Genomic DNA, 22,709 nt, shown 5'->3' on the forward strand with positions numbered 1-22,709 from the left:
ATGGCCGACGCCACCCTCCTGTCGCAGGTGAAGGACCCCGCGAACCGGGCAAATCCCTATCCGCTCTACGCGCGCCTGCGCCAGAACCCGGTCTCGCGACAGGATGACGGCACGCCGGAAGGCACGTGGGTGGCTGCGAGTCATAGCGCCGTTGCGAGCCTGCTCGGTGACCCGCGGGTGAGTTCGGAAACGCTTCCACCCGCCGACAGGCCGAAGACCGGCAATCCGCTGAAGGATTACCTGATCAAGCCGATCAAGGACCGGATCACCGACCAGCACCGCCCCTTCATCTTCCGTGATCCCCCCGACCACGACACGTTGCGCGCGGCGGTGATGCACCAGTTTACGCGGGAGCGCGTGCAGGGGATGCGCGAGCGATCCGACCGGCTCGTGGCGGAACTGCTCGATGCCAAGCGCGACGCCCATCGCTTCGACGCCGTGGACGACCTTGCCTATCCCCTGCCGGTAACCGTGATCTGCGAATTGTTCGGCGTGCCCCGCGAGGACGAGCCGCAATTCCATTCCTGGGCGACGCAGCTCGCCACGGCGCTCGAACCCGACAGCCTTACGGATGACGAGACCCGGGCGGAGAACAGCCGGACCTTCGACGCCATCGCCGATTACATGGCGGGTTTGATCAAGGACAAGCGACGCCATCCCAAGGACGACATGCTCTCGGGTCTCGCCAACGAGGCGACGCCCTCGGGGGTGAAGATGGGCGATTACGACCTGATTGCCACGTCGGTGCTGATGCTGGTCGCAGGCCACGAGACCACGGTGAATCTCATCACTAACGGCCTACTGACCCTGCTGCGCCACCCGGATGAGTTCGAAAAGCTGCGAGCCGATCCCGCCCGTGCGCCAAAGGTCGTCGAGGAACTGCTGCGCTACGAGCCGCCGGTCCAGTTCCGGACCCGGACGACTTTGAGCCCGATCGACATCGCCGGCGTGACGATCCCGGAGGGCGCAGACCTCGTGCTGCTGCTCGCTGCCGGCAATCGGGACGCGTCAGTCTTCCCCGAGCCCGACCGATTCAATCCGGATCGGGTCGGCATCCGCCATCTCGGATTCGGCGGATCGCTTCATTACTGCGTCGGGGCGCCCCTCGCTCGGTTCGAGGCCGAGTCGGCCCTCACCGCCCTGACGCGCCGCCTGAAGAGCCCCCGCCTTGTCGAGGACCCGCCGCCCTATCGGCCAGGCGCGGCCCTGCGCGGGCCGAAGCATTTGCATGTCGCCATCGAGGGGATGGAATAGCGGCTTGGCTTCGGGCCGGGGGCTCGGCCCCTCAGCCCTCGCGCCGCCCGAACACGGCATGGAGCAGACCCTGCTGGGCGGCGACCGGGCTCTCCACCGGGCGGGGCGTCGGCCGGTCTTCGGTGATCAGCCCGTCCAAGTGCAGGATGCGCGAGTGCAAGCGGCGGGTGCGCATGATCGAGCTCCTGGAGCCGCAGCGGCAGCAGCGCGAACGCCTCCGCCTTCGGCGGCTCGGTGGCGCCGAGCTTCACCCGGTGCTTTTCCTCGGTCGCCTGGGCGGGCGTCATCTCACCCTCGGCCACGGCGCGCTGGACCAGAAGCCACGAGGCGATCTGCATGAGCAGCGTCGTCAGCCGCATGCTTTCGGCGGCGTAGCTCAGGGTCGCGTCCCGCGAGACCAGGCGCGACTCGTCGCGTCCGTCACCGTCGAGGTAGCCCGCCGTCTCTTCCACGAGGGCCATGCCGTCGCGGAACAAAGCCTTGAACGCGTCCGAGTGAACGTAGCTGGCGCCGAACTCCACCCAGTCCCGGTTGTCCCGAAACGTGACGTCGTATCCGTTCATCGTGCCTCCTGTGCCGCGGAGCGGCCCCGTCTGTCCCGGGCCGGACCAACCCCCGGCGGATCTCGCGGTGGCAACGCAATCCTAGCGCCTTACACGCGCCGATGCGAAGTTGACCTCTCGTTAACCTTAAACCGCCAAATCGGCCGTTCGCCGAATCTGCGAGAGAATTTGAGCAGATCGCTGCCCTCTCCGTGATCGGCGCTGCGTAGCCGCCTGTGGATCGCAAATCCGGCTCATCGACTGTGGCGCGCAGGCCGCACCCGGGGGAAGGCGGACGTCGACGTGCGCCGCCGCACGGCGGCGCCACATTCCGGCCCCTTCGATAGGGAGTATTAAAACCCGACACGACACGGTGCGGCCACCTTCACAGGCCGTCCGTGCCAAACGAAATCTGGACCAGAGCCAGCCACCGATGCGCAATCAGGCACCTACCCGGTTCACCACCCCCCGCCTCACGGCCCTGCTCGGCCTCGCCCTCGGCACGGCCGCGGCGTCCGCCGCCATGGCCGCCCCGGCGCGGGACCAATCCGGTTACGCCCAGGCCGAATGGGCGCAGGATTACGCGGCGCCCGCCGCGATGCAGGTTCAGCGCGAGACCGTGCCGATCCTCTCGCCCCAGACCGTGGCGGCCACCGAGCAGATGGTCGAGAAGTACCGCGAGATCGTCTCGCGCGGCGGCTGGCGCCCGGTGAATGGCGCCGAGCGCCTGCGCATCGGCTCGAAGGGCCCGGCCGTGGCCGCCGTCCGGCAGCGCCTGATCGTGACGGGCGATCTCGACCCGGCCTCCGCCAATACCGGCGTGTTCGATTCCTACGTCGCGGCGGGCGTGAAGCGCTTCCAGGCCCGTCACGGCCTCAGCCAGACCGGCGCCATGAGCGCGGCGACCGAGCAGGCCATGAACGTGCCGGCGGAAATCCGCCTGCGCCAGCTCGAGACCAACGTGCTGCGCCTGCGCTCCTACTCGGGCGATCTCGGACGCCGCTTCGTCATCACCAACATCCCGGCGGCCCTGGTGCAGACCGTCGAGGACGGCCGCATCGTGACGCTGCATGCGGCGGGTGTCGGCAAGATCGACCGCCAGTCGCCGATCATGAACACCAAGGCGACGCAGATCAATTTCAACCCGACCTGGACGGTCCCGGCTTCCATCGTGAAGAAGGACCTGATCCCGAAGATGCAGAAGGATCCGAACTACCTCACGGATAACCGGATCCGCATCCTGTCGAACGGTCAGGAAGTTTCGCCGAAGGCCGTGAACTGGAACTCGGACGAGGGCACCCGCTACACCTACCGCCAGGATTCGGGCGCCGACTTCAACTCGATGGGCATCGTCCGCATCAACATCCCGAACCCCTACGGCGTGTTCATGCACGATACGAACACCAAGGGCGTGTTCGGCGACGACTTCCGCTTCATCTCGTCGGGCTGCGTGCGCGTGCAGAACGTGCGCGAGTACATCACGTGGCTGCTCAAGGACACGCCCGGCTGGGGCCGCGAGCAGGTCGAGCAGGCGATCGAGAGCGGCAAGCGCGTTGATGCCACCCTGTCGGCGCCGGTGCCGGTCTACTGGACCTACATCACCGCCTGGGCGACCCCGGACGGCGTCGTGCAGTTCCGCGACGACATTTACAAGCGTGACGGCGTGAATGTGCCCTCGACCATCAGCGCCCCGACCCCGGTCGCCAGCGCCGAGTCGACCATGCCGCAGACCTTCGAGCCGGGCGACGAAGACGCCAACTGATCGCTCGACCCCCTGAATCGAAAAGGCCCGTGCTTCCCCGAAGCGCGGGCCTTTTTCGTTGTCGAATTGTCATGCGACGGTCGCGTAAATCTGGTGGTTCGGCCGCGCAATCGAGGAGCCGACGATGCCGCCCCTGACCCGTCGCGAGACCCTTGCCGGTACCATCGCCGGTGCCGCCGTCCTGACGCTCGCGGCTGGGCATGCCTCGGCGCAGTCCGGCGAGGCGACGGGCACAGTCTACGCCCTCGACGGTGCGGGCCGCGCGCCGCTGCCGGGCGTGCTCGTGTCGAACGGGCAGGAGGTGGCCCGCACCGATGCGCAGGGGCGCTACCGCCTGCCGATGCCGGGCGACGGGGCGGTCTTCGTGATCAAGCCGCCGGGCTACGCCCTGCCGTGCGACGCCGACAACGTCGTCCGCCACAGCTTCATTCACCAGCCGGAGGGCACGCCGAAGGACCTCGGCCTGCGCTACCGGGGCGTCGACCCCACCGGTCCGCTTCCCTCCGCCATTGATTTCATCCTGACGAAGCAGGACGAGCCGGAGGATTTCGACGTCCTGCTCTTCACCGATCCGCAGCCCGAGAGCCGCCACGAACTCGATCATGTTCGCGACACGGCCGTGAACCGCGCGATGGCCATTCCGGCGGCCTTCGGCATCACTACCGGGGACGTCCTATTCGACGACCTGTCGCTCTACGGCCGGTCGAACGCCATCGTCGGGCGGATCGGCATCCCCTGGTACTCTCTCCCCGGCAACCACGACCTGAACATGCAGGCGCCCGACGCGCGCTACAGTCGCGAGACGTGGAAGCGCGTCTTCGGTGTGCCGTCCTTCGCCTTCCGGCACGGCAAGGCGCTGTTCGTGATGCTCGATAACGTCGTCTGGCTCGGGCCGCCCGTCGCCACGGGGGCGAACACCTACGAGGGGCGGATCGGCGAGCGGAACCTCGCGTTCCTGCGCAACCTCCTGGGGCAGGTGCCGTCCGACACCCTCATCGTCCTGGCGACCCATATTCCGCTGCACACCGATTCGGCGACCGGCAGCAAGCAGAACGAGACCGCCGACCGGGCAGCACTTCTGGAGATCGTGAAGGGGCGGAAGGTGCTTGCGATCTGTGGGCACACCCACACGACCGAGCACCATTACCTGACTGAGGATCTGCACCACCACGTTCTCACCGCCGTCTCGGGATCGTGGTGGAGCGGGCCGGAGACCCGCACCGGTATCCCCTCCGCCGATAGCCGCGACGGGACGCCGAACGGCTTCCATGTCCTCTCGGTGCGCGGCACGGCCTACACGACCCGCTACGTACCCGCCCAAGGTGAGCCCGACGGCACGATGCGGATCGCCTTCGAGAGCCAGATCCGCACGGGCGCTACGGAAATCGTGCGCGCCACGCGGCCGATGGAGGGCCTGCGATCACCGATCCCGCAGGACGCCCTCGCCGATGGAATCGCAGTGGTGAACGTGTTCGATGGCGGGCCGAAAACGCGTCTCACCATACGAGTCGGTGGGCGTGATCCCGAGCCGATGATCCGCACGCGACGACCCGACCCGTTCGTGACCGAACTCTTCGCCCGCTATCCCGAGGCGAAGAAGCCGTGGGTCCAGGCCATTCCCTCGAGCCATATCTGGACGGCGCGCCTCCCGGCGGACCTGGCGCCGGGCGCGCACCGGATCAGTGTGGAGGGAAGCGACGAATACGGACGTCCCATCCGGTCCGCCGCGGTCCTGGAAGTGACCCGCGGCGGGTAGGGTCGATCAGGCCGCGAGCTGACGCTGGCCGTGGCTTCCTTCACCGATTTCCTCGATGATCTTCGCACAGAATGCGTCGAGGTCGTTCGGGTTGCGGCTGGTGATGATGCCCTGATCGGTGACGACTTCCTTGTCGTGCCACTTGCCGCCCGCGTTGATCACGTCGGTCTTGATCGACGGGAAGGACGTCATGTCCCGGCCCTTGGCCGCTCCGGCTTCGATCAGCAGCCACGGGCCGTGGCAGATCGCGGCGACGACCTTGCCGCTCGTCAGGAAGGTCTTGATGATCTCGAGCGCCTTCGGCTCAAGGCGCAGCTTGTCGGGGTTGATCTGGCCACCCGGCAGGACCAGCGCGTCGAAGGATGAAGCATCGACCGAGTCGAGGTCGGCATCGACCTTCACGTCCTTGCCCCAATCGGTCTTATCCCAGCCGCGGATGCTGGTTTCGCCCTGACGGGACTTCGGCGCGGCGACGGTGACGGTAGCGCCCGCTTCCTTGAGCTTCGACTGCGGCACAGTCGAGCTCGCTCTCCTCGAAGCCGTCCGTGGCGATGATGAGAACCTTGGCTTGCTTGATGTCGGTCATGGGGGATCTCCCGTTCGTTGATTTGTCCCGCCAACGGGTCAGCACACCGCACGTTCCCGTCCCAAACCGGGACGCTTGGCCCCATCAGCCCTGCGCCGGAGACGCCGGAACAAGGCCGTGCCGACCCCGTTGGACCCTCACCCGGACGCCTCAGGAGAATTCTCATGGTCAATCCAGGCATCCCCGATCCGATACCCGGAGATCTGCCGCCGCCCCCGCCGCCGCCCGATCAGGAGCCCGATATCGGCCCGACCGGACCGCGCACGCCTTATCCGGTGAACGATCCCGGCGTGGGAGAGCCCGGCGGCCCAGGTTCGGAGCCGGACGTGTTCCCAGGCTCTCCGACCGATCCCGGCACACGGATGTAGCCTTCGGCCCCCGCGTCAGTGCCCGCCATGAGAGGCGCGCACGTCACGGGGCGCATTAAGGATTTCGGAGAGGCTCGTCGCGACGTGACGGGCCTCTTCGTCCGTCAGGCGCAACTGGAATGGCGGCAGCGCCCCCGCCTGGAACGCGACGACGGCCTGTCCATCCTCGTCGGTGCCGACCTCGATGGCGGCCGAGGTCACGTCGAGCATGGCGACGTCCTCTCCCATCGAGTCCGCGCCCTCCGGCTCGTCGCCCTCGTCGGAATCATCGATCGCGGTGAGCAACTGGCCGACCGCCCGCACCAGCGCGCGGGCGGCACGGGCGTCCATCACCACGGCCGTCGCCTGATCGTCTTTCTGAAACGAAAGCTGGATGTTCGCGCCATCCAGCGAGACCGAGATGCCTGCCATATACCGCCCGGAAGCCGATGTGTGCGCCCGCCCCGGCCGACTTTTTCGGTCGGATCGCGGCAAGGCCCTGTCCCAGCCGTAAGAGGCTGTTCCCTCTGTTCTATATGCACCGCCGGGGCGGGAAATCACAGGGGCCGGAGGGGTGCGGCGGATACCCGGTCCAGTTGCGACGTCGGCCATGCCTTGTTGCTGCCGCAGCGGCGGCCTATCTAAGTCCTCGGGGGGCAACACCGGTCGAGACCGACGCTCACGCGAGAGGTTCCATGTCTCGCGCCCCGCCGCTCTGGAAAAAGCCAGACAGACCGTCGTGCATTCGCGGCAGCGATGCTGCGCGCACGAGCTATGGACGAACGAGGTACACTACGTGAATACCGGCACTGTAAAGTGGTTCAACGAGACCAAGGGCTATGGCTTCATCCAGCCCGATGACGGCGGTAAGGACATCTTCGTCCATATCTCCGCGGTCGAGCGCGCCGGAATGCGCAACCTAGTCGAAGGTCAGCGGATTTCTTACGAGATCCTGCAGGACAAGCGCAGCGGCAAGGACGCTGCCGCAAACCTCCAGGCCGCTTGATCGGCCGAGGTTCCGGAGCCGCCTGAACCGGCTCCCTCGACAGCCGTCCCGGGCGCCTGCGCGTCCGGGACAGCGCAGAAGACTCATAACGAGAAACGACGCCGCGCGCGCAGCGACGCGCCGGTCCAGACAAGAAAAGAAGTCGATATTCTAATGCAGTTCGAATACACGCGGCGCCGCAGCGTTCGCTCTCCCGTCACCGACGCGCCCACCTTCAAGGTCGGCCGCCTCGCTGACGCCGGCCGTACCGGCCGGGACATGAGCCACCTGATCGACCGCTCCTACAACTACCATTCCTCGCGCGAGCTTCACTGGCATCTCGCAGACCGGCTCGGCCTTGCGCCGAACGCCGTCTCGCTGCGGGAAACCGTGGCGGCCGCCTAAGCGGAAACGGGGCGCGTCAGGCGCCCCAGGCCGCGATCACGGGATCGCGCAGGGCCGTCGGCAGGGCGACAAGTTCGCCGTGGATCGGTTCGGGCCGGTTATAGACCGTCGCTTGGCCGTTCATCGTGCCGACCAAACCGCCCGCTTCCCGTAAGATGAGATCGGCCGCCGCGAGATCCCAATCTCGCGCGTCCGATGAGATCATCCCCACATCGACCGAGCCTTCGGCCACGCGCACCAAGCGCAAGGCGAGCGACGGAATTCGGTCGATGCGCACGAAATCCGGATCCGGGCCCGCACCGCGGGTCAATCGATCGAGCATCGGCTTCGGGCCGGTGATCCGCGCCGAGCGCAGCGTCGTGCGCGGATCGACCACGATCTTCTGCTCGTCCCGGAAGGCGCCCTGGCCTCGCACCGCCTCGTAGGCCACGCCGAGAGCGGGGGCGTGGACGAAGCCGATCAGCGGCTCGCCCTTGTAGAGAAGCGCCACCGCGATCGACCAGTCGGGGTGCCCCGACAGGAATGCACGCGTACCGTCGATCGGATCGACGATCCAGACGAGGTCACGCCCGATCCGGGCCGGGTCATCCGCTGTCTCTTCCGAGAGCCATGCGGCCTGCGGCACCATCTCGCTCAGGCGGATCTTCAAGAAGGTGTCGACGGCGACATCCGCCTCCGTCACCGGTGAACCTCCCGCCTTCGACCAGATTCGCGCGGTGGTCTGCGAGCCGTGCCTGAAGAAGGGCTTGGCGATGGCGGCCGCCTCGCGCATCACCGCGCGCAGTTCGGGCATCAGGCCTGCCACGCTCGCGTCGGTGAAGGAGTTCAACATCGCGGTCCTGTGCGGGACTTGTCGGCGCCGACGCGGAGCCCGTCGTGCAGGGCACGACCGACGCCGAAATCTGCGATCTAGGGGAAACCGGTGCCGATCCTCACCATCGTTCTAAGCCGCATGACCCATCGCGACAAGCGTGACCGTCAAGACCGTGCCGCCGCACCGGCCGGGCCTGGATGGCCGCAAACGGCATGATGAATCGAAGTTGAAGCTCGCTCGCAAGAAATCGTTGATCATTCAAGGAAGCATTGAGCATTCCGACAGTGAAGTCCCTGTCCAGAATCGCTTAACTAGAGCCCTAAGCCGTAACGAGGAAGAGCGATGCGAATTTGCTGCGCATAACGGATCGCCCGACTGGGGCCGCCACTTGCGAGAATCGCGAAAAGGCGTTGAGGCTCGAACGATGGATATGCGTGACCACCGCAATGAACCGGCCCTGACGATGCCCGCCTTCGCGGTTTCGTCCCTGCCGGTGATCGGTCGCCTCGCCGCCGCCCGCCCGGCCGTCGGCATCGCGCTGGCCTATGCCGACGACGATGCCGAGATCTGCGAAGAGGATCGCTTCCACCTGCTGCTCGTCGACGCAGAGGGGCAAACGCTCCAGCGCCTCGGCCCATTCATGGAAGAGGATGTCGTCGCGACGTGGCGAGACCTCGCCAGCAGCACCGGTCTCTTACGAATGATCGTCCGTGAGGACGGAGTCCTCGTGCCCGTGTCGCAGCAGATCGGCCGTCTCAGCCTCGGGCGTATCCGTATTCGCCGCCGTCATGCCGGTCTCGGCGCCCGCCGTCCGCGCTTCCTGGCCCGCCGCAAGACCGGCCGTCTTCCCGCCCGCCCGCAGATCTTCCGCGGCGAGGCCGAGATCATCGCCCGCTCGTAAGCGGTCCAGTCTTTAGGAGAGTCCCTTCACGAGCGCGTCGGCCGTGAGCCCGACGAACAGGATCAGCCCCGCATCCCGGTTCGACCGGAACAGGCGCAGCGCACCAACGCCGTCGCGCTCCTGAAGCCGCCGGACCTGCCACGCGAGATGTCCGGCAAAGGCGGCGACGCCGAGGGCGCCGACAAGCCCCGCGCCAGCCCGCCACGCGGCGAGGCCCACGAACAGGGCCGCAAGTCCGTAGCAGAGGCCCACCGCCATCTTGAGGCGACGGCCGAAGAGGCGCGCCGAGGAACGGATCCCGGCGATCTCGTCATCCTCGATGTCCTGCACGGCATAGATCGTGTCGTAGCCGACGATCCACGCCACCGTCCCGGCATAGAGCAATAGGGGCGCAGCATCGAGCCGCGCAAAGACGGCGGCCCAGCCCATCAGCGCGCCCCAGGCGAAGGCAAGCCCGAGTACGAATTGCGGCAGGGACATCACCCGCTTCATGAACGGGTAGATCGCCACCGGCAGCAGCGAAAACAGGCCGACCACGATGGCGTGGCCGTTGAACTGCACCAGCACCGCGAAGCCGATGAGGGCCTGGGCCAACAGGAACAGGGCCGCATGCCGTACCCGCAACTGCCCGGAGGGAGGGGGCGCAGGCGCGTCCGCTCGACCTTGGCGTCGAGGTCGCGGTCAGCAATGTCATTATAGGTCGAGCCCGCGCCGCGCATGGCGATGGCGCCGATCAGGAAGAGCAGGCAATCGATCGGGTCGGGAAAGGTCCGGTCGGCGGCGATGGCCGCGAGGGCGGCCGACCACCAGCACGGCAGCAGCAGGAGCCACCAGCCGATCGGCCGGTCGATCCGCGCGAGGCGCAGGTAGGGACGCCACGCGGGTGGCGCGTGGCGGTCGACCCAATGGCCCGCAACCGCGTCGGCGGGGCGCCCGTCCGGGAAAGAGGCCCCGTTGGCGGGTGGAAGCGGGCTCAGAGCGCGCCCTGCGGCAGCTTGAACGAACCGCTGAGGCCGGGTCCGCCGAGCAGGCCGCCGCCGCCGCCATTCTGCGCCTGGGCGCGGGCCTGCGCTTCCATCTTCGCAGCCTGGGCCGCGACGCCGCAGATCTGGGTGCGGATGCCGCTGACCTTGGCGTGGTCGGCCTTGAAGCCTTCCGCGAAGGAATCCGGGATCGAGCACCATTCACGGTTGGCGGCGATCCACTTCATGCCCTCGGCGCCGTTGGAGACGAGGCGCCCGAACAGGCTGCACGCCTCGCCGGGCGTCATCTTCTTCTTGGAGGTCGAGGCCGCATTGGCCCGGCCCACCAGCGCCTTGCGCTCGGCCAGCGTCTTCTGGATGGCGCCGCAATCGCTGTTCCCCGCCGGGGCCGCAGCCTGGGGCGCGGCCTGTGCGGGCGCGGGCTGCGACATCGACGGCTGAGGCATCGGCATGGTCATCGACTGCGCCGAAGCATTGCCGGACACCAGGAGGCCGGCCGTCAGCGACGCCGCTCCCAGCACGAAGCTCCTGTAGGTCATTTCGAGACTCCCTCGGCTCGCTGCCTCGTGCCGCCGAAGCGTTACGAGAACGTTGCTACCGCCTTCGCCATAGGAATGTGGCGTCAATCGAGCGGTCGGGTGCTTCTCTCGTGTGCCCCTGGGGAGGATTGCGAAATCCTCTCTCTGTCGCATCACGGCCACACCCACGGGAGCGTGCTCCGTTGACTCGCGCGTGGGCCCGCGCGACCACCCGGCCATGCCCGCCTACGATTTCAAAGCGCCACGCCTCTTCGTGGAGAAGCCCCTCGCGGTAGGGACGGTGCTCCCTCTGGAGCGGGCCCAGGCGAATTACCTCATCAACGTCCTGCGGCGCGGTGAGGACGACCCCGTCCTCGTCTTTAACGGCCGCGACGGGGAATGGCATGCGAGCCTCGTCGCCACGGGCCGCAAGGATGGCGAGCTTCGCCTCGTGAAGCAGACACGGCCGCAGCATCCCGCCGCCGACCTGCATTACCTGTTCGCCCCATTAAAGAGCGCGCGGCTCGATTACCTCGCCCAGAAGGCGGTGGAGATGGGGGCGGGGACGATCCGCCCGGTCCTGACCCGGTTCACGCAAGGCGACCGGATCAACATGGACCGGCTCAAGGCCAACACCATCGAGGCCGCGGAACAATGCGGCATCCTGGCGATCCCCGAACTCGCCCCGCCGCTTCGCTTGGCAGAGGCATTGACCACGCTCGACCCGGGCAGGCTCCTCGTCTTCTGTGACGAGGATGCGCCGATCTCGGACCCCGTGCGGGCCCTGTCCGAGGCGGCGGATCCCGCTCGACGCCCGCCGCTGGCCGTGCTGGTGGGGCCGGAGGGGGGCTTCTCGGAGGAGGAACGGGTGGCGGTCCGCGCCCGGCCCAACACGGTGGCCCTGTCGCTCGGCCCGCGCATCCTGCGGGCCGATACGGCGGCGGTGGCGGTGTTGGCGCTGGTTCAGGCGGTGTTGGGCGATGGTCGCTGACGACGGAATTTCTGGTGTGCCTGCGCACATCGCGGTTCCAGGCTGGGAATAACGACCTGACATCGCCCACAGCTGCGCTTTCTCGAAGCGGGCGTCTGCGTTGTCCCCCAGGGCGCTCTCAATTATGTGCGTGGTCGGACGCCGCCCGCGCCGCCGACCCGTCGCGGCTGGCGGTCGCCCGTCCGACGTCCCGGTATCGGGGCGAGGTATAGCCGGGCGGGACGACCGGGCGACCGGCGCGCCGCCATCCGAACGATCAGATTTCCTGGGTGGGCAGCGCATGGCGCGCGACTCCGATGACACGACGCCGCTGACCACGCGTGCCGAACTGATCGAGTGGTTCGCCGCCGGCGAGAAACCGCGCGAGCGGTTCGCCATCGGTACGGAGCACGAGAAGATCCCGTTCTACGCGGCCGACCGCCGCCCGGTGCCGTATGCGGGCGAGGCCGGGATCGGTGCGTTGCTGGAAGGTCTTGGCCGCGAGACCGGCTGGGAGCCGATCACCGACCGCGGCGCCGTCATCGGGCTGGCGGCGAGCGAGGGTGGCGCGATCTCGATCGAGCCCGGCGGCCAGTTCGAGCTGTCGGGCGCGGCCCTGCCGGACGTGCATGCCACGGCGGCCGAGCTCGCGACACATCTCGATGCGGTCAAGCGCGTGGCCGATCCGATGGGGATCAAGTTCCTCACCCTCGGCATGAGCCCGAAATGGCGCCGGGATGAAACGCCCGTCATGCCCAAGAGCCGCTACAAGATCATGGCGGGCTACATGCCGAAGGTTGGCAGTCTCGGCCTCGACATGATGCTCCGCACCGCCACCGTGCAGGTGAACCTCGATTTCCGCTCCGAGGACGACATGGCGCGGAAGATGCGCGCCTCCCTCGCGCTCCAGCCGGTGGCGACGGCCCTGTTCGCCAACTCGCCCTTCACCGACGGGCGTCCGAACGGGTTCCTGTCCCGCCGCTCGGAGATCTGGCGCGATACCGATGGCGACCGCACCGGGATGCTGCCCTTCGCGTTCGAGTCGGGCTTCGGCTACGAAGCTTATGCCGACTGGCTGCTCGACATGCCGATGTATTTCGTGAAGCGCGGCGACACCTATCACGACGTGTCGGGCGCCTCGTTCCGCGACCTGATGGAAGGCCGACTGCCGCAATTGCCGGGCGAGCGGGCTACGATGTCCGATTGGGTGAACCACGCTTCCACCGCCTTCCCCGAGGTCAGGCTCAAGCGCTTCCTCGAAATGCGCGGAGCCGACGTCGGCGACCCTGACATGATTGCCGCGCAGGCCGCATTCTGGGTCGGACTCCTCTACGACGAGGGCGCCCTCGATGCCGCCCTCGACCTTGTGAAGGGCTGGACCGCTTCGCAGCGCGAGGCCGCTCGGGCCACGGCACCACGCCTCGGCCTCGCCACGCCGATCGCCAAGCGAACCCTGGGTGAGGTCGCCGCCGAAGCCCTGGCCATCGCCCGCTCGGGGCTCAAGGCTCGCGCGCGCCGCGATGCCAACGGCCATGACGAGACAGGCTATCTCCAGCCTTTGGAGATGATCGTGGCCGCCGGACGCACCCGGGGCCAAGATTGGCTCGACGCATACGAGTCCCGCTGGGAATCGTCAGTCGATCCCGCCTTCAGCGAGTGCGTATTTTAATCCTGATCTCTGGTGCGGCAGACGGGCGCGAAATTTCAGGTGGAACGACTTGGCAGGACTCGTGGTTTTGGGTCCGATACGTTCAACTGAAGGATAAGGCCATGTCTCGCATCGCTACCTTCGCCGTCGGCACGGTCACGTCGCTGGCGCTGGTCGCCGGTACGCTCACCACGGCCCAGGCGGCTCCGCTGCCGGCTCAGAGCGCCGTGAAGGTCGCCGGTGAAAACACCACCGTCGATCATGTCCGCTATCGCGGCTACGGCTATGGTTACGGCTACCGCCGCGGCTACGGCGGCCGGGCTGCTGGTGCCCTCGCGGCGGGTGCCGCCCTCGGCATCATCGGCGGCGCGCTCGCTGCCAGCGCCGCCCCGCGCTACGGCTACTACGATTACGGCTACGCCCCGTCTTATGGCTACGGCTACGCCCCGGTCCGCAGCTACGGCTATGGCTACCCGGCCTACGGTTATGGCGGCTACGGCGGTGGCTACGGCGGTTACGGCGGCGGCTACTACGGCTGGTGAGGTAGCTCTGGCCGACGCGCCAACTCGTGGCTAAGCACTCCCCGTTCCGGCTCGCTCCGGGGCGGGGAGTTTTGCATGAGCGATCCCGTCGAGACCCTTCTCGACCTCGCCGGTCTGAAATGCCCACTGCCGGTGCTTCGCACGCGGAAGGCGATGCGCGCGCTGCCGGGGGAGGCCGCCTCACCGTGGTCTGCACCGATCCGATGGCGGCCATCGACATCCCGAACCTCGTGCGCGAGGAGGGCGCCCGGCTGGACCGGACAGAGCGCAGCGAAGGCGAATTACGCTTTGCCATCACCGTCTTCGCGATGCCGCCGCATTCTTGATCGATCCGCTCAGTCTCACGAAGAGTTGCGGAACGGTCGGACAGAATGCCAGCACAGATCGGCGGCGTGCGCGTCGTCCACGACGGGTGGGCGCGTTTCCTCGTAGCGGAAGTGATCCAGGCCGACGGAACGCGGCTGAGCCGCGAGGTCGAGGATCACGGCCGGGCCGTCTGCGTCCTTCCCTACGATCCCGAGCGCCGCGTCGCGACGCTTGTCTCCCAGGTGCGGGCGGCGCTTCTCTATGCGGGCGGTCCCGAGAGCATCCTCGAAGCACCCGCTGGTCTCCTTGAGGACGAGGCACCGGAAGAGGGCGCCCGGCGGGAGACGGAAGAGGAGGCCGGCCTTCGGCTCGGCCCGTTCGATCCCGTCGCGAGCGCCTGGACGATGCCGGGCATCTCGACCGAGCGCATGGACCTGTTCCTGGCGTCCTATTCGCGTGCCGACTTGGTCAGCCAAGGTGGCGGATTGAAGAGCGATGGCGAGACGGTGACTGTCCACGAACTGCCCCTATCGGAACTCGCTTCCATGGCGGCGCGCGGCGTGCTGACCGACATGAAGACCCTCGTCCTGCTGTTTGCCCTGCAACTGCGCAGGCCCGAGCTGTTCGCCAAACAATAAAAAACGCCGGGACGAAGCTCGCCCCGGCGCCTGTCTCGTCTGTGCGTATGGGCTCAGGCGTCGGCGGCGCGCAGGCTGCGTCCGGTGGGCTGGCTGGCCTGACGCAGGGAGCGGCGGCGGTCGGCATCGGCGCCGAGCAGCAGGGCGACGCCAGCGCCGATAGCGAGGCCGAGTAGCAAGGCCACCGGCAGCACGATCTTCGGCGAGGGCGGGAAGGTCCGCTGAAGGGCGGGCGTCGCCACCGAGATGATACGAACGTTGGTGGTGTTCAGGCGCTCCTGCTCGCTCGCTTCACGCGAGCGGCGCAGGTAGGCCTCGTACACACCCTTGCGGGCTTCCAAGGTGCGCTCCAGCTCGCGCAGGCCGACATAGGCGCGGTCGCTGACGGTCGTCTCGGTCTTCACCCGGTCGAGGCTGGAGCGGATCGCGGCCTCGCTGGCGGCGGCGCGGTCGTAATCCTTCTGGAGCGTGTCGATGATGCGCTCCTTCTCCCGCTGGATCAGCCGCTGAAGGTCGCGCTGCTGGGCGTATTGCTCGGCCATGGCCGGATGGCGTTCGCCGAGGCGCGTGGCGAGTTCGGCGGTGTTGCGCGAAAGCGTCGCGTATTGCTGCCGCAGCGCCTGCATTTCCAGGGATTGCAGCATCTCGGGTAGTGCCGTGCTCGGGTCGGAGGTGCGCATCTTGCGCGCCTGCTCCAGGCGGGACTTCGACTCGGCCGTCTTGATCGAGGCGCCGACGAGCTGCTGGTTCAGGTCCCCGAGCTGCTGGTCGGTCAGGAGGCGTCCGCTCGACGCGACGAGGCGATGATCCTCGCGGTAGCGCACCACCTGCCGTTCGGCGTCCTCGACGTCGCGCTTCAGGTTGGCGAGGCGGCCAGCCAGGGCGTCGGAGGCGCGCTTGGCCGCATCCATGCGAGCGGCGGTCTCTTCGGCAAAATAGGCGTCGCCGATCGCGTTGGCGATCCTGGCGGCCTTGGCGGGATCGCGGGACTGGACCGCCACATCGATCACGAAGGTCCGCTCGGGGCGGCGGACGATCATATTCCGCTGCAGGGTATCGAGGGCGATGTTGGTCGGGTCGCGGCTCACCTCGGGGGAAGCGTACCCATGACGCCGCGAAGCCAATGCATCAGCGGGTTGCTGCTGTCGCCTCTTACGAAGTCCTCGTCCTGATCGAGGTGCAGCTTTTCCACCACCCGGCGCAGGACGTTATCCGATTGAATGACGCGCACTTGGCTTTCGGCGATGGACACGCCGCTATCCGCCTGGGGTGCGCGGGCATTCACGTCGTTCTCCACAACGCGCAGGTCGGTCGGATCGACGAGGATCTGAATGTTCGACGTGTAGCTCGGCGTGAGCAGGCCCAGCACCACCACCGCCAAGGCGGCCATGAGCAGGCCGCCCAGAATGATGAACGGCGAACCGCGCCACAGGCGTCGCGCGATGGTCCGCGCATCGGGACGGGCCGGAGCCACCTCCGGAAGAACCATACGCACCGGCTCACCGCTGATGCGTGTCGAGAAGTCGAACATACGCCTCGCTCCTTGACCTTTCGTCTCGTCGCTCGCCGTCCCTGTAAGGAACAGTACGTTCCATTTTGAGACAGTTGAACTACTATGACGACTTACTCAAGACCGTTGTCGCAAGCGACGTACCGCGCCCTATACGCCAAAGGCCAGTTTAACGACCCCTACGCCGACCCGCCGTTGCGCCCTGACGGCGCGGACGGGAGCCCGCCTCAGGGAATCATGGAATCCGGTTCCGCATAGGCGCGCGGATCGCCGTCGAGCAGGGCGAGCAGGCGGGCGGCATCCCGCGCCGCGAGCTCGTTCCACCGCTCGACATTGGCCCGCGCCGCTTGTGCGGCTTCGGAGAATTCGTGTGAGCCGACCCAGGCCGCGATCGCCCGCGCGCTGGCTTCGACCGCGTCCGGACGGATCAGCAAGCCGGACTGGCCGAGCGCCTCGCGGAAGACCGGCGCGTCCGGCGCGATCACCGGCAGGCCCCCGTGCTGCACTTCGAGCAGCGGGAGGCCGAGGCCCTCCGCTTTCGACGTGGAGAGCAGGGCGTGGCAGGTCTCCGCCAGAGCCATGAGCCGGAATCCGGTAGGTAGCCGTGCATGTGCAGGTAGGAAGGCGGCGCATCGAGGAAGTCGTGCCTCCCCCAGCCCTTGCGTCCCACGAGATGCAGTTCGGCCGGGACGCCGATGCTGTTCAGTGCCTCGACGATGGCGAGGGAGGCCGGGTAGTTCTTGCGTGGCTCGACCGTACCGATGGCGAGCAGGCGCAGCGGATCGCTCGGGTTTCGCGGGCCGGGACCGCGCCGTTTGGCGAGGCTGAACACGTCTCGCACGGGCGGGCGCAGCAGGAACACGCCCGCTTCCGGCGAGCAGTAGCGCCGCAGATCCTCGCCCGTCGTCCGGCTGTTCACGAACAGGTTGCGGCCCCAGCGCATCGCCAGGGCAAAGGCCGGGCTGAGATAGACCCGGCTGCGCAGGCTCAGATCCTCCGGACGGCTCAGAAGGAAGGTGTCGTGGATGTAGAGAAGGCAACGCGCGGCAGCGGGCGCGCACAGAGGCGCGGGTGGGAAGCCGGGGAAAATGAACAGGGCCTGCTGATCCCGCAGGGCGGTCAACGGCAGGCCGAATTGCTGACGCGCGATCATTCCCGGTAGCGACCGGCTGACCACGGGGCGGATGTCATGCGGCGCGAGGCTGTCGGGTGAGAACAGATCGAGGGTGACGCGCTCGATCCCCGTGACGCGCTTCCGGATATGCGTTTGGTCGAGATAGATCCGCTGCCGATGGGAGACGATGCCGTGCATCACGACGCCCTCCGGCGAAGCGAATCGGCGAGGTACAGGCAACGGCGCACGAAGAGCGGCATCCGCCGTCCAAGAACGGCTTGCTTCGTCCGCCGCAGCCGACGGACGATCGGCGAGGACGATGCCTGCACGGTCCCTTCCGCCCCGCGTAGCCGCTCGGCCGCGAAAGGAAAATGCCCGAGCATCGCGGGTTCGAAGAGCGTCCGCTCCGGCCCGTCCGCGATCAATCCGCGCTCGCGCAGGACTGCATCGAGGGACAGCACGGCGGCGGCGGGGCTAAAGCGGTTCTCCAGGGCAATCCGCGCGAAGGCGCCGAGCATGGTCCGCGCGGCGTCGTCCGCGACGAGATCGGTAAGAGACTCGGCCAGGGCGCCGGGGCGCATCTCTACGAGGCGCCCCGACACGCCGTCGATGACCGAGGTGGTGAGGCCGGAAGTCCGATAGGCGAGGGTCGGGACACCGCAGAGCCCGGCCTCGATCGGCGTCTGGCCCAGGGTCTCATGGCGGCTCGCGGTGACATGGAGATCGCAGGCGCCGTACCAGGCCGCCAATTGCTCCTCGCTGGCGATGAGGCCCGGCGCGACGAGATTGTCGATCCCGAGCTTGGCCGGATCATCGAGCCGCCCGATGGCGACCACGCCGACCCCCGGGCGCGCGACCGCGCGCAGGGCGTCCCTCAGGTCGGCGAAGCCCTTGTCCGGACCATCGACGATGACGGAGGACACGAGGATGAGCACGTCGCCCTCGGGTAGGCCGAGGCGGCGGCGCAGGGCACCTTTGTCGCCACGCCGGAAGATGCCGGTCGGGAAGGCGAGGCTCACAGGCCGCGTCACGGCCGAAGCAGGGGCCAGCGCTTCGCTTCGCGCCCGGGTCCAGGCCGAGTTGGCGAGCAGCAGCGGCCCCGCTTCCGCACCGAGCACCGCGCGCTTGCGGCGGTGCATCCCCGCAATGCGGTTCGGCGCCAGCGGCGGATACTCGTCCGGGGTGGGGCAGGTGGCGTCGCAGCCGGTCTCGGCGCGGGTGCAATCGCGCGGGTGGCAGCACCGGCCGGTGAGGGGGAAAAGATCGTGCAGGACGAGGGCGGTCGGGTGCGCGCTTGCCAACCGTCCAACCACGTCGAGACTGCGGGTCGCGCCGTGGACATTGCCGATCAGCACGAAGTCCGGCGCCTTGGCGGCGATGCGCGCCTCGACCTCGGGGAAGGAATCGGTCCACTCGGCGGCGGCCGGGCGGTCGCTCAGGATGTCCTCGGTGACCTTATGGTGCGCCAGCGCCAGGGCATCGGAAAGCCGCCGGTGGGCGACACCCGCTCCGCCCACGGTGCCCGTACCGGTCAGGGAGACGATGGTGAGAGGCTTCGCGACCCGTCCAGCCTGTCCGCGACGCAGGATGACGGGGCGTCCGATCCGGAACTTGGCCGCTGCAGGAAGCGCAGCCCACGCGGCCTCGAGGGCGGCATCGCCCTTCAGCGCGCTTGGCGCCCAGAGGATTTCTCCGCCGATCGTGTCGGGATGACCGGCGAGGGCGGGCACGTCGAGGCCGCTGACCGCCTCGTCATAGAGCACTCGCAGCCCCGCGACGGCCAAGGCACCTCTGTGCGCCATCTCGAACGCCAGGGCCGTGAGTGCGCCCGGCGCCAGCATCTCGTCCTCTAGCAGGACGAGGGTCGCGCAGTCGCCGTCCTGGGAGAGCCGATCCGCCAGGGTCGCAGGGGTGTAGGTCTCGTGGTGGTGCTCGGGATAATCCTGGCCCACCAGGGAAGCCGCCACCTCCGGCGGTGATCCGGCGGGCGACAGCACGCGGATCACCGGCCAGGAACGACCGTCCGGCAGGAACTCCGGGCGCAGGGCACGCGCCGGGGCCGGGCCGAAAGGCCAGCCCGTGACGCCGCACGCCGGAGAGGTGATGGATCCCGACAAACCGGATGACCACTCGCTCGCGCCGACCCCGCCTGGGACAGTCCAAGGCGGTGCCGGTGCCGATCCTCGCCGCGCCTGACCCTGACGGCCTTTGGCCAAGCGATCATAGTAAAGCGCGGGTTTCCGAGCTTATATAACCGTAAGTCGTGAAGATATTCTGTCCAACCCTCGGTTGGCGTGGCTAACCTATGACGCGAATGCGCGGCGTGCCTTCCTCCATCCGGCCGATCACCGCTGCCGCCGGATAACCCGCCGCGCGGATGCGCTCCAGGATCGCCGAGGCGTGGTCAGGCGCGCAGGAGACGAGAAGGCCACCGGATGTTTGCGGATCGGTCAGAAGGTGGCGCCGCCAATCCGGCAGACCCTCCGGCAGATCGACGCTGCCACCGAAGGCCGCCCAGTTCCGGTGCGAGGCGCCGGTGACGAAGCCGTCTCGCGCCAATCCTTCCGCCTGCGGCAGAAGGGGAGGGCGTCGGCTTCCAACACGAGGGTAAGGTCCGCGCCGCGAGCGAGTTCGAGCCCGTGGCCCAGGATGCCGAAGCCGGTCACGTCCGTGATCGCATGGACCGCGTCATCCTTCGCCAGTTCGGTGCCGACGCGGTTGAGCAGCGTCGTGGTGGCGATGAAATCGCGATACCCCCCATCGTCCAGCGCCTCGCGCTTGATCGCCGCCGAATAGACGCCCACGCCGACGGGCTTCGTAAGGATCAGCGCATCACCCGCCTTGGCGTCGGCGTTCCGCCGCACCGCCTCGCGGCGGCAGGTGCCGATGACGGCGAGGCCGTAGATCGGCTCCGGCGTATCGATCGAATGTCCTCCCGCCACGGGGATGCCGGCCTCGCCGCATTTCTCGGCGCCGCCGCGCAGGATCTTGGCGACCACCTCGGGGGCAATCTTGCCGACCGGCATGCCCAGGATCGCGAGAGCCAGAAGCGGGCGCCCGCCCATGGCATAGACATCGGAAATGGCGTTGGTGGCGGCGATGCGACCGAAATCGGCCGGATCGTCCACCATGGGCGTGAAGAAGTCGGTCGTGGCGATGATGCAGCTGCCATCCTCCTGCTCCCACACGGCGGCATCGTCGGCGGTCTCGTTGCCGACGAGGAGCTGCTCGAACCGGGCCGAGGCGGGCTGATCGGCGAGGAGCTTGCGCAGCACCTCCGGGTCGAGCTTGCACCCGCATCCGCCGCCATGGGCAAGGCTCGTGAGACGGGGGCTGTCGGTCATGGCTTGGCTCCTTCGGATCGCACCCCTCGCGGGGGCGTTCGCCTGTGGCGGCAACGTAGTGCGGCGGCGCCGGGACGGATACCGTGCCCGTCGCCGCGCCGAGGGAGACGAGGGTGACGATCTATTTCACCGCCGACACGCATTTCGGCGACCCCCGGGCGCTCCGGTTCGATCACCGGCCTTTCCCGGATCTCGAAGCCCATGACGAGGGTCTGATCGAGGCGTGGAATGCGGTGGTCGCGCCGGGTGACACCGTCTGGCACCTTGGTGACTTCGCCCTCGGACCGCCGCCCGAGCGGATTGCGGAGATCCTCGGACGGTTGAACGGCGAAAAGCACCTCATCTCAGGCAACAACGACGGTCCTGCGACGCTCGCGGCGTCCGGCTGGGCCTCCGTCCAGGCCTATGCGGAGATCGTGGTCGATGATCGCCCGCTCGTGCTCTGTCACTACGCATTCCGCACCTGGAATGGCGGCGGGCGCGGATCACTCAACCTTCACGGCCATTCACACGGCGCGCTGGCGCCAATCCCGAAACAATATGATGTTGGCGTCGATCCGATGGGCTTCCGGCCGGTCGATCTGGCAACGATTCTGATCTCCCCCCGCCGTGGTGCGCCGCGAAGCCGGTCCTGAAAGTGAGGAACCCTTCGCGCAGCTTCACCGTTGAGCGAACATAAGACGGGGCGGCATAGATCTGCTCAAGATCTCGCCAGCTTTCCTTGTGTGTACGCTCACCATCAGTCGATATCATGCGCAACCTCAGATCAAAGCTTTCGGCCAGCCTGCTCGGCATGATCGTCGGTTCGGTCGCAGCGACCTCGGTCCTGGCGGCTCCTGCCTGCATCGAGGCGCGGAGGAAGGTCGACGAGGCGGCGGCCCTGCGCCACCAAGTCCGCCAGGACATGCGGCTCGGTGATCACGACCGGGTCTGCGATACCCTCGACGAGATCGGGGATCGTTACAACGATGCTCGCGATGCCTTCGAAGATTGTGGCCAGGGTGTCATCGCCATCGATCTTCGGGATGAACTGCGGCAATTGCGCATCGCAAAGAAGATTAACCGTTGCGACTGAGAATGCAGCGAATTGTCTAGAGTCGTGTGCTGACGCATAGCGGCTCGAACCATCCTCCAACATTCACATGCAACGGACGGCCTGACGGCCTCCGGGGAGCCTGTTCGATCATGTCCGAAGCCACGACCCAGACCGCCGTCGTCAACGGCCCGTCCTTCGCCGCTGCCCTGTGCGGCTTCGTGAGTTCCATGGTGGCCGCTTCGGCCCTGGTTCTTCTGCTCGTCGCGCTCTGACGCGACCCTCCTGGCCCCCGGTGATCCGGGGGCGGTCCGGCCATTAGGGCGCTACGGACCAGAAACGCTGCCGGTTGAACAGGATGTCCTGGACCTTGTTCACCGATGCCGTCGTCACCGGATCAGGTCGGCATTGCGGCTCCGGCGGACGCGGCGAGGCCACCGCCGTCGTGATCGGCAGGGGCGGCGAGACCAGTCCGAGCTTCGTCTGCAACTCGGGCTGACGCGCCGCGGCGATCGTGAGAGTTCCGGCGATGAGGGCACCCGCCACGGCGCCGAGAGAAAAGTTCAACATACGCGTTACGACCCGTTGGGTCTCGATCTGCGGCCTGTTCGCCTTTTTGCCCGATATGTCGGCTGCAAGATGGCGGCACAGGGCCGATCCCGAGAATGTGACCCTGCCTCAGCATGGCGGGTGATTCTTGCGTTTTCGTGAAGTGATCGAGCGCATGGCTGCGCTAAATTTCTGCAGTTTG

23 protein-coding genes and 5 pseudogenes are annotated in these 22,709 nt (G+C 67.6%); 15 read left to right on the forward strand and 13 right to left on the reverse strand.

From position 1 onward, the window contains the following. Nucleotides 1–1,254 carry a cytochrome P450 gene (locus tag ACFQE0_RS11770; protein WP_378969773.1) on the forward strand — a complete coding sequence of 418 codons (1,254 nt, stop codon included), beginning with the start codon at nt 1–3 and terminating at the stop codon, nt 1,252–1,254. Between the two features lie 31 nt (nt 1,255–1,285). Here ACFQE0_RS11770 and rcdA read toward each other — a convergent pair. Further along, a pseudogene (gene rcdA, locus ACFQE0_RS11775) lies at nt 1,286–1,817 on the reverse strand (protease adaptor protein RcdA). Nucleotides 1,818–2,229: 412 nt separating this feature from the next. Between rcdA and ACFQE0_RS11780 the strand changes: the two are divergent. Together ACFQE0_RS11780 and ACFQE0_RS11785 are read left to right on the forward strand one after the other, a co-directional pair. Further along, nucleotides 2,230–3,558, forward strand: coding sequence for a L,D-transpeptidase family protein (locus tag ACFQE0_RS11780; RefSeq protein WP_378969776.1), 1,329 nt, complete (start codon nt 2,230–2,232; stop codon nt 3,556–3,558). Between the two features lie 124 nt (nt 3,559–3,682). After that, the gene (locus ACFQE0_RS11785; protein WP_378969778.1) at nt 3,683–5,314 is read left to right on the forward strand and encodes a calcineurin-like phosphoesterase C-terminal domain-containing protein; all 1,632 of its coding nucleotides are present in this window, start codon (nt 3,683–3,685) and stop codon (nt 5,312–5,314) included. Between the two features lie 6 nt (nt 5,315–5,320). On the opposite strand, the pseudogene ACFQE0_RS11790 reads toward ACFQE0_RS11785, so the two are convergent. Then, nucleotides 5,321–5,900 (reverse strand): annotated as a pseudogene (locus ACFQE0_RS11790) (type 1 glutamine amidotransferase domain-containing protein). 164 nt (nt 5,901–6,064) lie between these two features. On the opposite strand from ACFQE0_RS11790, the gene ACFQE0_RS11795 reads away from it, so the two are divergent. Further along, a complete protein-coding gene (locus tag ACFQE0_RS11795) occupies nt 6,065–6,268 on the forward strand; it encodes a hypothetical protein (protein ID WP_378969781.1) in 204 nt (67 codons plus the stop codon). Nucleotides 6,269–6,283: 15 nt separating this feature from the next. Here the strand turns inward: ACFQE0_RS11795 and ACFQE0_RS11800 are convergent, their stop codons facing one another. Next, a complete protein-coding gene (locus ACFQE0_RS11800; RefSeq protein ID WP_378969783.1) occupies nt 6,284–6,679 on the reverse strand; it encodes a hypothetical protein in 396 nt (131 codons plus the stop codon). A 364-nt stretch (nt 6,680–7,043) separates the two neighbouring features. On the opposite strand from ACFQE0_RS11800, the gene ACFQE0_RS11805 reads away from it, so the two are divergent. Both ACFQE0_RS11805 and ACFQE0_RS11810 read left to right on the forward strand, forming a co-directional pair. Beyond that, entirely contained in the window at nt 7,044–7,253 is a 210-nt protein-coding gene (locus ACFQE0_RS11805; protein ID WP_378969785.1) for a cold-shock protein, read from the forward strand. Nucleotides 7,254–7,406: 153 nt separating this feature from the next. Next, a complete protein-coding gene (locus tag ACFQE0_RS11810; protein WP_378969788.1) occupies nt 7,407–7,637 on the forward strand; it encodes an AsnC family transcriptional regulator in 231 nt (76 codons plus the stop codon). Between the two features lie 16 nt (nt 7,638–7,653). Here ACFQE0_RS11810 and ACFQE0_RS11815 read toward each other — a convergent pair whose 3' ends face one another. After that, on the reverse strand, nt 7,654–8,469 hold the full coding sequence (locus ACFQE0_RS11815; protein ID WP_378969790.1) for an inositol monophosphatase family protein: 816 nt from the start codon (nt 8,467–8,469) through the stop codon (nt 7,654–7,656). Nucleotides 8,470–8,875: 406 nt separating this feature from the next. Between ACFQE0_RS11815 and ACFQE0_RS11820 the strand changes: the two genes are divergently transcribed. Beyond that, entirely contained in the window at nt 8,876–9,352 is a 477-nt protein-coding gene (locus ACFQE0_RS11820; RefSeq protein ID WP_378969792.1) for a DUF6101 family protein, read from the forward strand. Between the two features lie 12 nt (nt 9,353–9,364). On the opposite strand, the pseudogene ubiA reads toward ACFQE0_RS11820, so the two are convergent. Together ubiA and ACFQE0_RS11830 are read right to left on the reverse strand one after the other, a co-directional pair. Further along, nucleotides 9,365–10,329: pseudogene (gene ubiA / locus ACFQE0_RS11825) on the reverse strand (4-hydroxybenzoate octaprenyltransferase). Continuing rightward, nucleotides 10,326–10,874, reverse strand: coding sequence for a hypothetical protein (locus tag ACFQE0_RS11830; RefSeq protein WP_378969794.1), 549 nt, complete (start codon nt 10,872–10,874; stop codon nt 10,326–10,328). The pseudogene ubiA and the gene ACFQE0_RS11830 overlap by 4 nt, the downstream one beginning before the upstream one ends. Nucleotides 10,875–11,091: 217 nt before the next feature. Between ACFQE0_RS11830 and ACFQE0_RS11835 the strand changes: the two genes are divergently transcribed. The 5 genes and pseudogenes from ACFQE0_RS11835 (at nt 11,092) to ACFQE0_RS11855 (ending at nt 14,957) form a co-directional block, all read left to right on the forward strand. After that, complete coding sequence (locus ACFQE0_RS11835; protein WP_378969796.1) at nt 11,092–11,844, forward strand: 16S rRNA (uracil(1498)-N(3))-methyltransferase; 753 nt, start codon at nt 11,092–11,094, stop codon at nt 11,842–11,844. Nucleotides 11,845–12,124: 280 nt separating this feature from the next. After that, nucleotides 12,125–13,492 (forward strand): glutamate--cysteine ligase, encoded by a 1,368-nt coding sequence (locus ACFQE0_RS11840; RefSeq protein ID WP_378969799.1) that lies wholly within the window; start codon nt 12,125–12,127, stop codon nt 13,490–13,492. Nucleotides 13,493–13,593: 101 nt separating this feature from the next. Beyond that, nucleotides 13,594–14,013: a hypothetical protein gene (locus ACFQE0_RS11845; RefSeq protein WP_378969801.1), complete on the forward strand. Its 420-nt coding sequence runs from the start codon at nt 13,594–13,596 to the stop codon at nt 14,011–14,013. A 75-nt stretch (nt 14,014–14,088) separates the two neighbouring features. Further along, a pseudogene (locus tag ACFQE0_RS11850) lies at nt 14,089–14,339 on the forward strand (sulfurtransferase TusA family protein). A 45-nt stretch (nt 14,340–14,384) separates the two neighbouring features. Further along, on the forward strand, nt 14,385–14,957 hold the full coding sequence (locus tag ACFQE0_RS11855; protein WP_378969804.1) for an NUDIX domain-containing protein: 573 nt from the start codon (nt 14,385–14,387) through the stop codon (nt 14,955–14,957). A 53-nt stretch (nt 14,958–15,010) separates the two neighbouring features. On the opposite strand, the gene ACFQE0_RS11860 is transcribed toward ACFQE0_RS11855, so the two are convergent. From ACFQE0_RS11860 to selD, 6 genes and pseudogenes are all read right to left on the reverse strand, one after another. After that, complete coding sequence (locus ACFQE0_RS11860) at nt 15,011–16,045, reverse strand: GumC family protein (RefSeq protein WP_378969806.1); 1,035 nt, start codon at nt 16,043–16,045, stop codon at nt 15,011–15,013. Continuing rightward, nucleotides 16,042–16,488 (reverse strand): Wzz/FepE/Etk N-terminal domain-containing protein, encoded by a 447-nt coding sequence (locus tag ACFQE0_RS11865; protein ID WP_378969808.1) that lies wholly within the window; start codon nt 16,486–16,488, stop codon nt 16,042–16,044. The genes ACFQE0_RS11860 and ACFQE0_RS11865 overlap by 4 nt, the downstream gene beginning before the upstream one ends. Before the next feature lie 206 nt (nt 16,489–16,694). Next, nucleotides 16,695–17,048, reverse strand: coding sequence for a glycosyltransferase (locus tag ACFQE0_RS11870; protein WP_378969811.1), 354 nt, complete (start codon nt 17,046–17,048; stop codon nt 16,695–16,697). Then, nucleotides 16,949–17,782 carry a glycosyltransferase family protein gene (locus tag ACFQE0_RS11875; RefSeq protein ID WP_378969813.1) on the reverse strand — a complete coding sequence of 278 codons (834 nt, stop codon included), beginning with the start codon at nt 17,780–17,782 and terminating at the stop codon, nt 16,949–16,951. The genes ACFQE0_RS11870 and ACFQE0_RS11875 overlap by 100 nt, the downstream gene beginning before the upstream one ends. Continuing rightward, complete coding sequence (locus ACFQE0_RS11880; protein ID WP_378969815.1) at nt 17,779–19,698, reverse strand: glycosyltransferase; 1,920 nt, start codon at nt 19,696–19,698, stop codon at nt 17,779–17,781. The genes ACFQE0_RS11875 and ACFQE0_RS11880 overlap by 4 nt, the downstream gene beginning before the upstream one ends. Nucleotides 19,699–19,879: 181 nt before the next feature. Next, a pseudogene (gene selD, locus ACFQE0_RS11885) lies at nt 19,880–20,925 on the reverse strand (selenide, water dikinase SelD). A gap of 113 nt (nt 20,926–21,038) precedes the next feature. On the opposite strand from selD, the gene ACFQE0_RS11890 reads away from it, so the two are divergent. The 3 genes from ACFQE0_RS11890 (at nt 21,039) to ACFQE0_RS11900 (ending at nt 22,233) form a co-directional block, all read left to right on the forward strand. Next, nucleotides 21,039–21,560, forward strand: a complete 522-nt coding sequence (locus ACFQE0_RS11890; RefSeq protein WP_378969818.1) for a metallophosphoesterase — start codon at nt 21,039–21,041, stop codon at nt 21,558–21,560. A 158-nt stretch (nt 21,561–21,718) separates the two neighbouring features. Next, nucleotides 21,719–22,000 (forward strand): hypothetical protein, encoded by a 282-nt coding sequence (locus ACFQE0_RS11895; protein WP_378975438.1) that lies wholly within the window; start codon nt 21,719–21,721, stop codon nt 21,998–22,000. A gap of 110 nt (nt 22,001–22,110) precedes the next feature. After that, nucleotides 22,111–22,233 (forward strand): hypothetical protein, encoded by a 123-nt coding sequence (locus ACFQE0_RS11900; protein WP_378969820.1) that lies wholly within the window; start codon nt 22,111–22,113, stop codon nt 22,231–22,233. Between the two features lie 43 nt (nt 22,234–22,276). On the opposite strand, the gene ACFQE0_RS11905 is transcribed toward ACFQE0_RS11900, so the two are convergent. Next, nucleotides 22,277–22,528, reverse strand: coding sequence for a hypothetical protein (locus ACFQE0_RS11905; protein ID WP_378969823.1), 252 nt, complete (start codon nt 22,526–22,528; stop codon nt 22,277–22,279). Nucleotides 22,529–22,709 lie beyond the last annotated feature (181 nt).

The organism is Methylobacterium komagatae, assembly GCF_042661665.1.
Taxonomy (GTDB): domain Bacteria; phylum Pseudomonadota; class Alphaproteobacteria; order Rhizobiales; family Beijerinckiaceae; genus Methylobacterium; species Methylobacterium komagatae.